This window comes from Burkholderia sp. 10_S31, from assembly GCF_056930375.1.
This window is the reverse complement of sequence record NZ_JBXOWK010000003.1, coordinates 1,511,026-1,523,335: the sequence shown is the minus strand read 5'-3', so window position 1 is coordinate 1,523,335 and position 12,310 is coordinate 1,511,026. Positions and strand designations below refer to the sequence as shown.

Annotated in this window: 11 protein-coding genes; 3 read left to right on the top strand and 8 right to left on the bottom strand. The window is 66.1% G+C overall.

Going from position 1 to position 12,310, the window contains the following annotated elements:
- Nucleotides 1-38: 38 nt before the first annotated feature.
- Both AC1Z3W_RS27160 and AC1Z3W_RS27155 read right to left on the bottom strand, forming a co-directional pair.
- A complete protein-coding gene (locus tag AC1Z3W_RS27160; RefSeq protein ID WP_006753776.1) occupies nt 39-281 on the bottom strand; it encodes an MbtH family protein in 243 nt (80 codons plus the stop codon).
- 95 nt (nt 282-376) lie between these two features.
- Complete coding sequence (locus tag AC1Z3W_RS27155) at nt 377-1,045, bottom strand: RNA polymerase factor sigma-70 (RefSeq protein WP_124833037.1); 669 nt, start codon at nt 1,043-1,045, stop codon at nt 377-379.
- Between the two features lie 404 nt (nt 1,046-1,449).
- Here AC1Z3W_RS27155 and AC1Z3W_RS27150 point away from each other — a divergent pair, with 404 nt between their 5' ends.
- Together AC1Z3W_RS27150 and AC1Z3W_RS27145 are read left to right on the top strand one after the other, a co-directional pair.
- Nucleotides 1,450-1,689, top strand: coding sequence for a hypothetical protein (locus AC1Z3W_RS27150; RefSeq protein ID WP_057924443.1), 240 nt, complete (start codon nt 1,450-1,452; stop codon nt 1,687-1,689).
- Between the two features lie 53 nt (nt 1,690-1,742).
- Nucleotides 1,743-1,880, top strand: coding sequence for an HHHH-motif protein (locus AC1Z3W_RS27145; RefSeq protein WP_483508842.1), 138 nt, complete (start codon nt 1,743-1,745; stop codon nt 1,878-1,880).
- Nucleotides 1,881-1,983: 103 nt separating this feature from the next.
- On the opposite strand, the gene AC1Z3W_RS27140 is transcribed toward AC1Z3W_RS27145, so the two are convergent.
- The 4 genes from AC1Z3W_RS27140 to AC1Z3W_RS27125 all read right to left on the bottom strand — a co-directional run bounded on the left by AC1Z3W_RS27140 (nt 1,984) and on the right by AC1Z3W_RS27125 (nt 6,854).
- Nucleotides 1,984-3,006, bottom strand: coding sequence for a fimbrial protein (locus tag AC1Z3W_RS27140; RefSeq protein ID WP_175826529.1), 1,023 nt, complete (start codon nt 3,004-3,006; stop codon nt 1,984-1,986).
- The gene (locus tag AC1Z3W_RS27135; RefSeq protein WP_057924508.1) at nt 3,003-3,749 is read right to left on the bottom strand and encodes a fimbrial biogenesis chaperone; all 747 of its coding nucleotides are present in this window, start codon (nt 3,747-3,749) and stop codon (nt 3,003-3,005) included. The genes AC1Z3W_RS27140 and AC1Z3W_RS27135 overlap by 4 nt, the downstream gene beginning before the upstream one ends.
- A gap of 16 nt (nt 3,750-3,765) precedes the next feature.
- Nucleotides 3,766-6,252, bottom strand: a complete 2,487-nt coding sequence (locus AC1Z3W_RS27130; RefSeq protein WP_483508840.1) for a fimbria/pilus outer membrane usher protein — start codon at nt 6,250-6,252, stop codon at nt 3,766-3,768.
- An 89-nt stretch (nt 6,253-6,341) separates the two neighbouring features.
- On the bottom strand, nt 6,342-6,854 hold the full coding sequence (locus AC1Z3W_RS27125; protein WP_483508839.1) for a fimbrial protein: 513 nt from the start codon (nt 6,852-6,854) through the stop codon (nt 6,342-6,344).
- A gap of 410 nt (nt 6,855-7,264) precedes the next feature.
- On the opposite strand from AC1Z3W_RS27125, the gene AC1Z3W_RS27120 reads away from it, so the two are divergent.
- Complete coding sequence (locus AC1Z3W_RS27120) at nt 7,265-7,795, top strand: hypothetical protein (RefSeq protein ID WP_483508838.1); 531 nt, start codon at nt 7,265-7,267, stop codon at nt 7,793-7,795.
- Here the strand turns inward: AC1Z3W_RS27120 and AC1Z3W_RS27115 are convergent.
- Together AC1Z3W_RS27115 and AC1Z3W_RS27110 are read right to left on the bottom strand one after the other, a co-directional pair.
- Nucleotides 7,704-9,161, bottom strand: a complete 1,458-nt coding sequence (locus AC1Z3W_RS27115) for an efflux transporter outer membrane subunit (RefSeq protein ID WP_057924439.1) — start codon at nt 9,159-9,161, stop codon at nt 7,704-7,706. The two genes, AC1Z3W_RS27120 and AC1Z3W_RS27115, sit on opposite strands and share 92 nt — an antisense overlap.
- Nucleotides 9,161-12,298, bottom strand: a complete 3,138-nt coding sequence (locus AC1Z3W_RS27110; RefSeq protein ID WP_483508837.1) for a multidrug efflux RND transporter permease subunit — start codon at nt 12,296-12,298, stop codon at nt 9,161-9,163. The genes AC1Z3W_RS27115 and AC1Z3W_RS27110 overlap by 1 nt, the downstream gene beginning before the upstream one ends.
- Nucleotides 12,299-12,310 lie beyond the last annotated feature (12 nt).

Below are 12,310 nucleotides of genomic sequence, written 5' to 3'. Positions count from 1 at the left end.
CCTCTTCAGGTGGCGCGCCGCAAGCGCGGCGCAGCGGGTCAAGACGCGCGCGTCGCGCGCTCGCCGTCCATCGCGCGGCGCAGGCTCGCGGGGCGCATGTCGGTCCAGACGGTCTCGATGTGCGCGAGGCAGTCGGCTTTCGGGCCGCGCACGCCGACCTCGCGCCAGCCGGCCGGCACGGGCCGGAACGTCGGCCAGATCGAATACTGTTCTTCGTCGTTGATGACGACCGTGTAGACGAGGTCGTCGGTGTCCGCGGAAGGCGTCGTGGCTTGCGTCATGATCGGAAAAAAGCGGGAGACGGTTGAAGGATGCGAAGCGGCGCGCTGTCGATTCGGCCGCTCCTGTCTTGAAGACGATTGGCCGGCGCGATTTTTTACCGCCGCCGTGCGCGGCCGCCGAGAAACACCGGACACGCGACGCCGCGCTGGCATGCGTCGAGACACTCCACGCAGTGCCGCTCCGCGTCGCGCACCATGAAATGCACCAGCGTCTGCGACACGTTCAGCGCGCGCGCCGCGGTCTGCAGCGTTTCCTCGCGCAGCCGCACCATCTCGAACGCCGCGCGGCTGCGCGCCGGCAGGTCGTCGAGCGCGGCCCACACGCGGCGCAGCGTGTCGCGCGTCATCAGCGCGGCCTCGGGCGTCGGTTCCGGCGACGGCACGTCGAAGCCGTCGTCCTCTTCCGTGTGATAGACGTTCTCGAGGCTTTGCCGGCGGCACGCGTCGATCGACGCGTTGCGCACCATCCGCGTCACGTACGCGACCGGCTGGCGCACCGCGTCCTGGTTCGGGAATTCGACGAGCTTCACGAACACGTCGTGCACGACGTCCTCGGCGCGGCTCGCGCAGCCGACGAAGCCGCGCGCGACGTTGACGAGCATCGCGCGATGGGAAATCAGCACGTCGAGCAGCGCGCCCTGCGCACGCTGCTCCGCGGCACGGCACGCACGCGGCACGGAGCGCGACGGCAAGCCCGGATAACTGCCGAGGAACGGGTTCGCCGCTGCCGCTGCCGGTCGTTCAAGCACTTCCGCCATTGCCATCGATCTGCTCCGTCAAATTCTGAGATAGCGCAATCTAACGTAAACGCAAATCATTCTCAATACGATTACCGAAAGCCCCTTCCGGTTGCCGGGATTTGTCTGATTAATTGGCAGAGCCGATGTCTCGACGAACGGGACGGGAACAGCGGATCCGTGGCGTGCGGAAAGCTTTCCGCATGAAAGGAAGGCGGCCGGCGCCGGAAACGGCCCGACGCTCATGGCAGGCGCGCCGCCGCACGGGGCGAGCGACGCATTCGCGCGCCCCCTGCTGCTTGCGTGACGTCGGCCCGGTCTTTCACGCCCCTGACGAAACGCGTACGGCTGTCATTTGCCGTAGCAACTTATTACCACGTGAAATTTTGGGGGCTCGTACGATCGGCTTGCTGTTTCCAAGGGAGAACAACATGAAATCCATCGTGTTATCCGCTGTCATGGTTGGCGCGCTGTCGAGCGTGATGCTGACCGGCTGCGTCGCATACCCTGGCCAGGCTCAGGTCACGATCGGCTGGCACGGCGATCGTTACTGGGACGGACAGCGCTACTGGGAGCGCCGCGACTGGGAAGCGCAGCATCCGCGCGGTCATGACGACCGCCGGGACGACCATCGCTACGATCGCCGTGACGACCAGCGCCCGCAGTGGTAAAGCCTTCCGCCTTCCGCCTCCCGTGACCCAATACTGAACGACAGGACCTCGACATGAAGACGCTACTGAAAACCCTGACCGCCGCCGCCGTTGCCGCCGCCGTGCTCGTGCCGGCCATCGCCGAAGCGCATCCGCACCGCGTGTGCCACTTCGAGCATCAACATCACAAGATGTGCCGCTGGGTGCGTTGAGCATCGCGCAGCGGGTTTGAAAAGGAAGCGCCGGCATGCCGGCGCTTTTTTCATGGCGTGCGGTGCGCCAGGCTGCGGCCCGGCTGCACCCGTGAGCATCACGTCAGTAGATGAACAACCGGATCGTTGCGGTCGCATCGAATCGCCCGATCTTCGGCGGGCCGAACGATTTCAGCACCGCGTCCATCAACACGCTTTGATTCATCACGTTGGACGCAAACTGAGCCAGCGTGAACTGCTGATTGAACGGAATGGCCTTGCCTTGGCTGTCCTCGATGCCGATACCGAAATTGCTGTCCTTCGCCGGCACGAGCAAACCGTTCTGCACCGGAAAGCTCGTTTCGAAATACCCGTCGACCCGCACCGCGACGTTGCATTTCTTGGTCAACGACAACGAAAACCGCTTGCGCGGCACCGCCGGCATGAAGCCGTTGCCCACCGCCTGCACCTGCCCGAAGTTGACGATGCCCGGCTCGGGCGTCACGAGCACGTCGACGAAGCACGGCGTCGGCTGGAGGTTGCGTAGGCCGCTCAACCGGTACTGGAAGCTCGGGTTGTACGCATTCAGCCCGAACTCGCCGTCGAACTGGAATACCGTGTAGATATCGCTCGGCGGCTGGACCCAGTTGCCTTTCTTGCGCACGACGACCTGGTAGTCGATGCTGATCCGGGTCTGCTGACAACGCCCGCGATCGAAGTCGTACTTGCTGCACGGTGGCACCGCATACCCGGTAAACACGCCGCCGCCACGATTGCTCGTCTTGTCGAAATAGTCGATCCCCTGGTAGCGGATGCCGATCTCGAGCCCCCACGCGGCCGGGTTCGTGCGATTCGGGTTCGCGTAGAAATAGATGTTGTCGACGACTTTCAGGCTGCCGGCATCACCGAGGTCCTTGTAGCAATACCCCGACGTCGTGCGGACCGGAGAGACCCAGATCACGTATCCGTCCGGCGCGTCGGTCGGATACGACGCCACGCCGCCGATCGGTTCGGTCAGCGAGGTCGCACCGCTGTTCGTCAGGCACCGCAACGCCCACGCGGGCTGCGCCGCCGCGACCAGCAAAGCAAGCACGATCCAGCGCAGCCATGCCGCCGGCAATTGCCGGTCATGCGCGGCGCCACTCATTTCTTCACGCTCTTGCAAGCGCCCGCGTCACACGCATATTCGACAGCCACCTGGCCGCCGTAATCGTCGATATGCGTGACGAACAGCGTTGACGGCGTCGCGGCCTTGAACGGCACGTCGGCCGTGCTCATCGGGTTCACCATCACGGGCTCGATCGGCACCGGCGTCTTCTGCGCGCCCGCCGTCACGTCGACCACCGTCACGTGGTACGGCGTCGGATTGTCGAACACGAGCCGGTGCGTGGCCGCGTCGACGCGCAGCGTCATCGGCAGCGTCCAGTCCTCGTCGCGCGCCGGCTGCACGCCCTTCGGCCGGTAGAACAGCTTCATCTGCGTATGCAGCGCGATCTGCAGCGTGTTCGGCGTATCGGTTTTCGGCGGCACTTCGCGGATGTTCAGGTAGAACACCGATTCGCGATCGGCCGGCAGCGCGGCACCGGGCAGCTTCGCGATGCGCAGCACGTTGCGCTCGTTCGCCTCGACGCGCTGCAGCGGCGGCACGACCATCAGCGGCGACGCGATCTTGTTGCCTTGCGTATCCTCGAGCCACGACTGCACGAGATACGGATACGTCGTGCTCTTGTTGGTGATCGTGACGATCGCGGCCTGTTCGCCTTCGTTGAAGATCACGCGCGTGCGGTCCGGCACGATCGCCGCGTGCGCGACGCCGGCGAGCAGCGCGCCGGCCGCGGCCAGCATGCACGACGCGCGTCGCCGGAAGGAAAAGGAGAAAGCATGGTTCATCGCGGGTTCCGTCAATTCAATGTTCGACCCGTGCGGCCGCTGCATGCGACTCGCCGGACGGCTGGCACGTCACCGGAATCGGCGTGCCTTCGAGTTGAAGCTGGTTCGGCAGTGCGTTCACCGTGCAGAGCGTGCGTTCGCCGGCACGCACCGCGAGGGCGGATTTCGGCTGCACCTGGGTCAGGAACGCGGCACCGGCCTCGCCGACGATGCCGAGTTCCTTGCCGTTCGCCGCGTCCTGCACGGATGCGCCGAACGGCAGCGGCTTGCCGGCCGCATCGGTCAGCGTCAGGTACAGGTTGCTGCCGCGCGCGACGGAGAACTTCGCGAAGCCGATCGCGCCGTCGGTCAGCACCATGCGCTGGATCGGGTTCGACACCTGCACTTCGAGCGGCAGCTTCTCGACGTTGACGGTCGCGTCGTACACGTTGTACGGCGAGATCCCGTCGAGCACCGCATAGCCGCGCGAGTCGGTGTGCGTGAGCGTGCCGGACAGCGGCACGTCGGGCACGCCGTCGGTCGATACCAGCAGGCGCGTATCGCCCGCGTTGCCGTTCGCGTGCGCGGACACACCGTACTGTGTCGCGACGAACGAGCCGTCGACTTCGAGCGACGCGGCCGCATACGCATTGGCGAGCGTCGACGCCTGCGCGCTCAGCTGGTACGTCGACGTGCGCTGGCGGAAGCTCGCGTTCGCCGACGCGCGGCCGTCGGTCGCGCCCGCGTTGATCTGGTAGGTGCGTCCGGCCGGGTCGTCGTAGATGTAGCCCGCGTTCATGCTCGTGCTGCCGCTGCCCGTCGTCAGGTTCGACGTGACGGTGTGGCGGCCGCCGATCGGCAGCGTCGCGGTCACCGAGAACTGGTTGCCGCTCGCGCCCGCGCTCTGCGTGCGGAACGCCGACACGCTGACGTTCAGGTTGCGCAATGCGCCGATCGAGAACGCGCGCGTCAGCGTGAGGCCGACGCGTTGCTCCGACGCGCGGGCCCAGTAGGTCGTCTGGTCGTACGAGAAATAGGTCGACGTGTCGCCGAAGCGCTTCGACATCGTCGCCGAGTAGCGCTGCTTGCTGTTGGCGAGGCCGTACGCGGTCGGGTCGCCCGAGAACTGTGCGAAGTTGGTGTACTCGCGTTCGGAGAAGCGATAGCCGAAGAAGCGCACGTCGGCGTCGAGCCCGTCGAAGTGCTTCGAATAGTTGATGCGGTACGAGTTGCCGTTGCGGGTCGCACCGTTCCACCACAGCCGCGCGCGCGCATGCGTGACGTCGGCCGAAACCGCGCCGAACGTACCGAAATCGCGGCCGACACCGAGCGCGATCGACGTATAGCCCGCGGCGGTGATGAATCCGCCGTACACCGTGATGTCGAACGGCAAACCGTACGCGGCTTCACCAAAACCGAAGAACGGCGTGATGCCTGCGCCGCCGAACTGCCGCGGCTTGCCGACGGCGGCCTTGTAGCGCAGTTGTCCCGTGCGCGCGAGGAACGGCACGGCGGCCGTCGTTACCTGAAAGCGCTGCACGCTGCCGTCCTCTTCCTCGACCGCGACGTCGAGCGTGCCCTGCACGCTCGTATTGATGTTCTGCAGCGCGAACGCGCCCGGCGAGACGCGCGTCACGTACAGCACGCGTCCCGCCTGCGACACGGTCACGGTCGCGTTGGTGCGCGCAACGCCCGAGATCAGCGGCGCATAGCCGCGCAGCGAAGGCGGCAGCATGCGGTCGTCGCTGCGGATCGACGCCCCCGTCAGCGCGAACGTGTCGAAAATGTCCGAGCTCAGGTAGTCGTCGCCGAACGTCACCGTCGACTGGATCGACGGCAGCGCGCGAAACGCGTAAAGCCGGCTGAAGCGGAACGTGCGGTCCGCATACGCCGTGTTGCCCACGTTCGACTGCGCCTGATAGTCGCCGCGAAAACGCCATGCGTCCCAGTTCGCGCCGATCGTTCCGTAGGCCTGGATCGCATTCGTCTGTTGGCCGCCCGAACCGAAGCTGCGGTTCGTGTTCGCGATCACGCGATAGTCGAGCATCGCGCCCGGAATCCCTTCGGACCACCGCTCCGGCGGCAGATAGGTCGAATCGGTGAATTCGAGCGCGGCCTGCGGAATCGTGATCTTCAGCCGCCCGTCACTCTTCAGATAACGCACGGTCGCGCCCTCGATCGCGCCGAGATCGACGCAACGGCCTCCCTGGAAGCGCGGCAGGTCCTTCGCGAGCGACGGCTTCAGCCCGAACTGCGCGACGAGTTCCGGGGGCAGGCACGGCTTGCCCGCACCGGACGCGTCGAGCGCGATGAACTGGATCGCCCGCAGCCCGTAGAACAGGTCGTTGACCTGCACGTCAAGCATGTACTCGCCCGGCAGCGTGAAGTCGGCCTGCGAGAACTGCGACAGGTCGACGTTGCTCGTGCCGTCGATGTCGAGGAATGACGAATTGAATTCCGTCGCATGGCTCTGGCTGCCGACGACCAGCACGGAGACGCAAAGGAAGGAATGTCTGATTCGCACGCGGCGCTACCGGAAATCCGAGGAAGAAGAAGCGGGAAGGCAACGAGGATGGAGAAAGGGTGCGCGCACCCCTTCTCCGGTACGGACGCTTACTGGTAGCGGACCGTGAAGTTCGCGACGCCGTCGGCGGTACCCGGCGTCACGCCGGCTGCCGTGGCTTCGTACATGGCCGCGAAACGTGCGATGTTCGTGCCGTTTTGCAGCACGGTCGGCGCCTTCTGCTCTGCGCCGTTGTCGAGGTATTCGCCCGATGCGGCCTGCAGGCGGATGCCGACGTTGGTTGCCGAGCCGATCGTGGCGAGCAGCTTCGGCTGGCCCGCGCTCGACGTGCCGGTAAACGTGAAGTACGCGTTCTGCGCGATGCTGGTGTCGCAGTCGGTCAGCTTGATGTCGAAGTTGGTCGGCGTGGACTTGTCGCCGGCCTGCTTGAACGTGTGGGTCGGCACCTTGCCGAGGTTCACGGTCTGGTTGACCGAGCCCGAATCGATGCCGCATGCGCCCGCGACGATCTCGCCCGTGAAGTTGATCGTGCCGGTGCCGTCTGCGAAGGCCGAGGTGGACAGGACTGCGAGTGCGACAGCGCTCAGGAGGGTTTTTTTCATGGCGTTTTCCGTGAGAATTGCAAAGGGAATGGACGACGTGGCGGATACAAAAGGCAGCGTGTGGTGGCTCCCGTCCGTCACGAGGCGGCATTATCGAGATATGAATGAAAGAATTCTGTAAATCATTGTCAAATAGAGCATGACAATGTCGGATTTACGTATTTTCAAGCACACTCTTTCTCTGAGTTTATCAATCCACCTTTTTCTTCCGCAGTCCTTTCCCATTTCACGGAATCGCTTGAAATATAAAGACATTTTCCCGTCGCCAATACTCCGACCTTGCTACCCATTGCCGGTCAAGGCTTTGATGGATAACCACTTTGAAATGACAAAATTCTGTCCAATCCCGCCATCGTTGTCCGACCACAACGAAAACATTTGGCGATTTTCAACTGACAGGAAATTAACGAGTGATTTTCGCCGCCTCGAATTTTCTTCGCAAACGATTGCGCGCCATACAAACGTTTTACCGCGGCAGTTTGTCGCCCTGCATTATTCATGATGCGCGAATTAATCGATGCGTCAATTCCGGATTAAAAGTCGCGCGTAATGCCGTGCGCCATCGCGGCATACGGCGCACTGCGCACGAACGCACGAACGCACGAACGCATTGGATGGAATCGAAAAGAATGAAGTCCGGCGCGATCGGCGGCCGGGCGGCGACGCGATCGGTCGCCGGGATGCAGGTCGATCTGAAGATGGCCGTTCAGCTCGACAGCCAGGAGAAACGACGTGGGCGACGGCGCGCGCGGATGCGCTCGTCGTCGACGCTGACGGTATCACGGCAGAAGCGATACACGCCGGGACAGCGGCAGCGCATCGCAATGCGCCGCCACCCCGGCCACGACATCACGCGGCAGCCTCCCCTGCCGCTGCCGGCGCCCACCCGCCGCCGAGCGCGCGATACAGCGCAATCGCGTTCGCGAGCCTCAGCTCCTTGAGCCGGATCAGCTCCTGCCCGGATTCGTACGTGCTGCGCTGCGCGTCGAGCAGTTCGAGATACGTCGCGACACCGCCCGCATAGCGGCGCTCGGCGAGCTTCAGCCGCGCGCTGTCGGCCGCGTCGACGTCCTGCTGCGCGGCAAGCTGGCGGTCGATCCAGTCGCGCGCGGCGAATGCGTCGGCCACCTCGCGGAACGCGGTCTGCACGGTCTTCTCGTACTCGGCGACCGCGATGTGCTTGCGCGCATTCGCGACGTCGAGATTCGCGCGATTGCGGCCGCCCGCAAAAATCGGCAGCGTGATGCGCGGCGCGAACGTCCATACGCTCGTGCCGCCCGCGAACAGGCTCGAGAACGCGTCGCTGACCGAGCCGTAGTCGGTCGTCAGCGCGATGCGCGGGAAGAACGCCGCGCGCGCGGCGCCGATCTGCGCGTTCGCGGCCTTCAGCCTCGACTCGGCCTGCCGGATGTCCGGCCGCCGTTCGAGCAGCGCGCTCGGCGCGCCGGGCGCCACTGGCGCGATCGCGAGCGTGTCGAGCGCGGTGCCGTCGGCGGGCACGTTACGTGCGAAATCGCCGGCGAGCAGTTGCAGCGCGCGCACCGCTTGCGCATGCTGGCGCTGCAGCGCGGCCTGCGACGCCCGCGCGGACGCGACCAGCATCTCGGCCGAACGCAGCTCGATCGCATCGCTCGTGCCGGCCGCGTAACGGCGCTGCGTGAGTGCGGCGATGCGCTCGCGCGCGTCGAGCGTGCGCTGGGCCAACGCCAATTGCTCGCGCAACGATCGCTCCGACACGTACGCCCCTGCGACTTCGGCAATCACGCCGATGCGCACTGTGCGCTGCGCATCGGCCGTCGCGAAATATTCGGCGAGCGCCGCATCGGACAGGCTGCGCACGCGGCCGAACAGGTCGAGTTCGTACGCGCTGATGCCGACGCCCGCGCGATACAGCCCGCTGATCGCGCTTTGGCGCACGACCGGATCGTACTGGCGCGCGCGTTCATAGCCGAGATTCGCGTCGACCGACGGCATCAGGTCCGCGCGCTGCACGCCGTACAGCGCGCGCGCTTCGTCGAGCCGGCCGGCCGCGATCCGCAGGTCGCGATTGTTCGCGAGCGCCGCGTCGATCCATGCCTGCAGCGCCGGATCGGTGAAATACGCATGCCAGTCGTCGAGCAGCGCGGCGTCTTGCACCGCAGCCGGCTCGGCAGCCGACGCCGTGCTGCCGTCGACCGGCGCGTAGCTGGCCGGCACCGGCGCCGCCGGCCGCTCGTAACGCGGCGCGAACGCGCAGCCCGCGAGCGCGAGCGCGGCGGCGAGCGCGAGTTGAACCCTCAATGCGGCGCGTGCATTCAACGCAAACATCAATGCGAACCCTCCATCGTCGTCGGCTGCGGCCCGCCGCGCCGGCGCGGGCCGACGTCGAACAGGCGGCCGACGATCACGAAAAACAGCGGGACGAGGAACACCGCGAGCACCGTCGCCGTGATCACGCCGCCGAGCACGCCGGTGCCGATCGCCGTCTGCGCGCCGGACGCGGCGCCCGATGCGAACGCAAGCGGCAGCACGCCGACGCCGAACGCGAGCGACGTCATCACGATCGGCCGCAACCGCAGGCGCGCGGCCTCGAGCGCGGCGTCGACGAGCGACATGCGCTGTGCGACCAGATCCTTCGCGACCTCGACGATCAGGATCGCGTTCTTCGCGGACAACCCGATCGTCGCGATCAACCCCACCTTGAAATAGATATCGTTCGGCATCGCGCGCAGCGTGACGCCGAGCACCGCGCCGATCACGCCGAGCGGGACGACCAGCATCACCGCGAACGGAATCGACCAGCTTTCGTACAGCGCCGCGAGCGCGAGGAACACGACGAGCACCGACAGCGCGAACAGCATCGGTGCCTGCGCGCCCGACAGCCGCTCCTCGAACGACTGCCCCGACCACGCGTGGCCGATGCCGGCCGGCAGCTTCGCGGCGACCCGCTCGATCGCGGCCATCGCGTCGCCGCTGCTGTGCCCGGGCGCGGCCGAGCCGTTGATCGCGAACGACGGATAGCCGTTGTAGCGCGTGAGCTGCGGCGGTCCGAGCGTCCAGTGCAGCGTCGCGAACGCCGCGAGCGGCACCATCTCGCCACGCGCGTTGCGCACGCGCAGCTTCTTCACGTCGTCCGGATCGAGCCGGTGCAGCCCGTCGGCCTGCACGATCACGCGGCGCACCTGCGTGCCGTGCATGAAGTCGCCGATATAGTCGGAGCCGAACATCACCGCGAGCGTCGTGTTGATCTCGTCCATCGATACGCCGAGCGCCGATGCCTTCGCGCGATCGATATCGAGCTTCAGCTGCGGCGCGTCCTGCGTGCCGGCGAACATCAGGTCGGTGAGCGCCGGGTCCTTGCCGCCCGCCGCGAGCAGTTGCTCGCGCGCGGCGCTGAACGCCGCGTAGTCGAGCCCGCCGCGATTCTGCAGCCGGAAGTCGAAGCCGCTCGACGAGCCGAGATCGGGCAGCGCCGGCGAGTTCATCGCGAACACCGTGGTGTTAGCCGTGCCCGCGAAGCGCGCGTTGATGCGCGCGACGATCGCCTGCACGTGATCGCGCGCGGCCTTGCGTTCCTTCCAGTTCTTCAGCGTGACGAAGATCATCCCGCCGTTCGGCCCTTCGCCGTACAGGTTGAAGCCGCCGAGCGCGAACGTATACGCGGCCGGCTCGTCCTTGCGGATATACGATTCGACCTCGCGCACGCTCTGCATCGTTTCCGCGAGCGGCGTGCCTTGTGGCCGGATCACCATCACCATGAAGTTGCCCTGGTCCTCGTCGGGGAGGAACGCGGTCGGCAGTTGCGTGAGCATCAGCACCGCGGCCGCGGTCAGCGCGCCGTACACGACGAGCCAGCGCAGCGGCTTCTTCAGCATCGCGCCGACGCGCGTCGCATAACGCTGCGTCGAACGCGCGACGAACCGGTTGAACCAGCCGAAGAAGCCGCGCTTCTCGTGATGGTCGCCGGACACCGGCTTGAGCAGCGTCGCGCACAGCGCGGGCGTCAGCGACAGCGCGAGAAACGCCGAGAAGCCGATCGACACCGCGAGCGACAGCGCGAACTGCCGGTAGATGTTGCCCACCGCGCCGCCGAAGAACGCCATCGGCACGAACACCGACGTCAGCACGACCGTGATGCCGACGATCGCGCCGCTGATCTGCTTCATCGCCTTGACGGTCGCTTCGTAAGGACCGAGCCCCTCCTCGACCATCAACCGCTCGACGTTTTCGACGACGACGATCGCATCGTCGACGAGGATGCCGATCGCGAGCACCATCCCGAACATCGTCAGCACGTTGATCGAGAAGCCGGCTGCGTACATCACGCCGAACGTGCCCGCGAGCGCGACCGGCACGACGAGCGTCGGAATCAGCGTCGCGCGAAGGTTCTGCATGAACAGGAACATCACGAGGAACACCAGCACCCCGGCCTCGATCAGCGTCGTGACCATCTTGTTCATCGACACGCGCACGAACGACGACGTCTCGTACGGGATCTGGTATTTCACGCCCGGCGGGAAATACGCGGACAACTCGTCCATCGCCGCGCGCACGCGCTTCTCGGTGGCCACCGCGTTCGAGCCCGGCGCGAGCTTGATGCCCATGCCGGTCGCCACCTTGCCGTTCACGTACGACGGATAGTTGTAGTCGTTGCCGCCGAATTCGACGCGCGCGACGTCGCGCAGGTAGAGCGCGGAGCCGTCCGGCTGCGTGCGCAGCGCGATCGCGCCGAAATCGGCCGGCGTCTTCAGCGGCGCATCGGCGAACACCGTCGCCGCGATCGGCGCGCTGTCCGGCACCGCGCTGCGGCCGATGTCGCCGACCGTCACGCGCGCGTTGTGCGCGCGCACGGCCGTCGCGATGTCCGACGCGGTGAGGCCGTGTCCGGCCATCTTCACCGGGTCGGGCCAGATCCGCATCGCATACTCGGCACCCCAGAACTGCACCCGGCCGACGCCGTCGACGCGGCGCAGCGCCTGCACGACGTTCGCCGACGCGTATTCGCCGAGCTGTACGTCGGTCATGCGGCCGTCGTCCGACGTCAGCGACACGACGAGCTGGATGTTGTCGGCGGCCTTCTCGACCTGGATGCCGTTGCGCCGCACCGGTTCGGGCAGGCGCGCATCGACCGCCTTCAGCCGGTTCTGCACTTCGACGGCCGCGAGATCGGCGTTCACGCCCTGCTTGAACGTCAGGTACAGCGACGCCATCCCGGCGCTGCTCGTCGCGGACGTGTAAAGGAGCCCCGGTGCGCCGTTCATCTCGCGCTCGATCAGCGCGGTCACCGATTCCTCGACGACCTGCGCGGACGCCCCCGGATACGTCGCATAGATGCTGACGACGGGCGGCGCAATGTCCGGGTACTGCGCCACGGGCAGTGCGCGAATCGCAAACGCGCCGCCCAGCATGATGAAGAGTGAGATCACCCACGCGAAGACGGGGCGATCGATGAAGAAACGTGCCATGTTGGTCTGTAT

Bases quoted from the DNA above. Each gene is read 5' to 3' on its own strand.
- AC1Z3W_RS27155 (WP_124833037.1), bottom strand. From the start codon at position 1,045: ATGGCAATGGCGGAAGTGCTTGAACGACCGGCAGCGGCAGCGGCGAAC.
- AC1Z3W_RS27140 (WP_175826529.1), bottom strand. From the start codon at position 3,006: ATGAGTGGCGCCGCGCATGACCGGCAATTGCCGGCGGCATGGCTGCGC.
- AC1Z3W_RS27145 (WP_483508842.1), top strand. From the start codon at position 1,743: ATGAAGACGCTACTGAAAACCCTGACCGCCGCCGCCGTTGCCGCCGCC.
- AC1Z3W_RS27110 (WP_483508837.1), bottom strand. From the start codon at position 12,298: ATGGCACGTTTCTTCATCGATCGCCCCGTCTTCGCGTGGGTGATCTCA.
- AC1Z3W_RS27125 (WP_483508839.1), bottom strand. From the start codon at position 6,854: ATGAAAAAAACCCTCCTGAGCGCTGTCGCACTCGCAGTCCTGTCCACC.
- AC1Z3W_RS27115 (WP_057924439.1), bottom strand. From the start codon at position 9,161: ATGTTTGCGTTGAATGCACGCGCCGCATTGAGGGTTCAACTCGCGCTC.
- AC1Z3W_RS27160 (WP_006753776.1), bottom strand. From the start codon at position 281: ATGACGCAAGCCACGACGCCTTCCGCGGACACCGACGACCTCGTCTAC.
- AC1Z3W_RS27150 (WP_057924443.1), top strand. From the start codon at position 1,450: ATGAAATCCATCGTGTTATCCGCTGTCATGGTTGGCGCGCTGTCGAGC.
- AC1Z3W_RS27135 (WP_057924508.1), bottom strand. From the start codon at position 3,749: ATGAACCATGCTTTCTCCTTTTCCTTCCGGCGACGCGCGTCGTGCATG.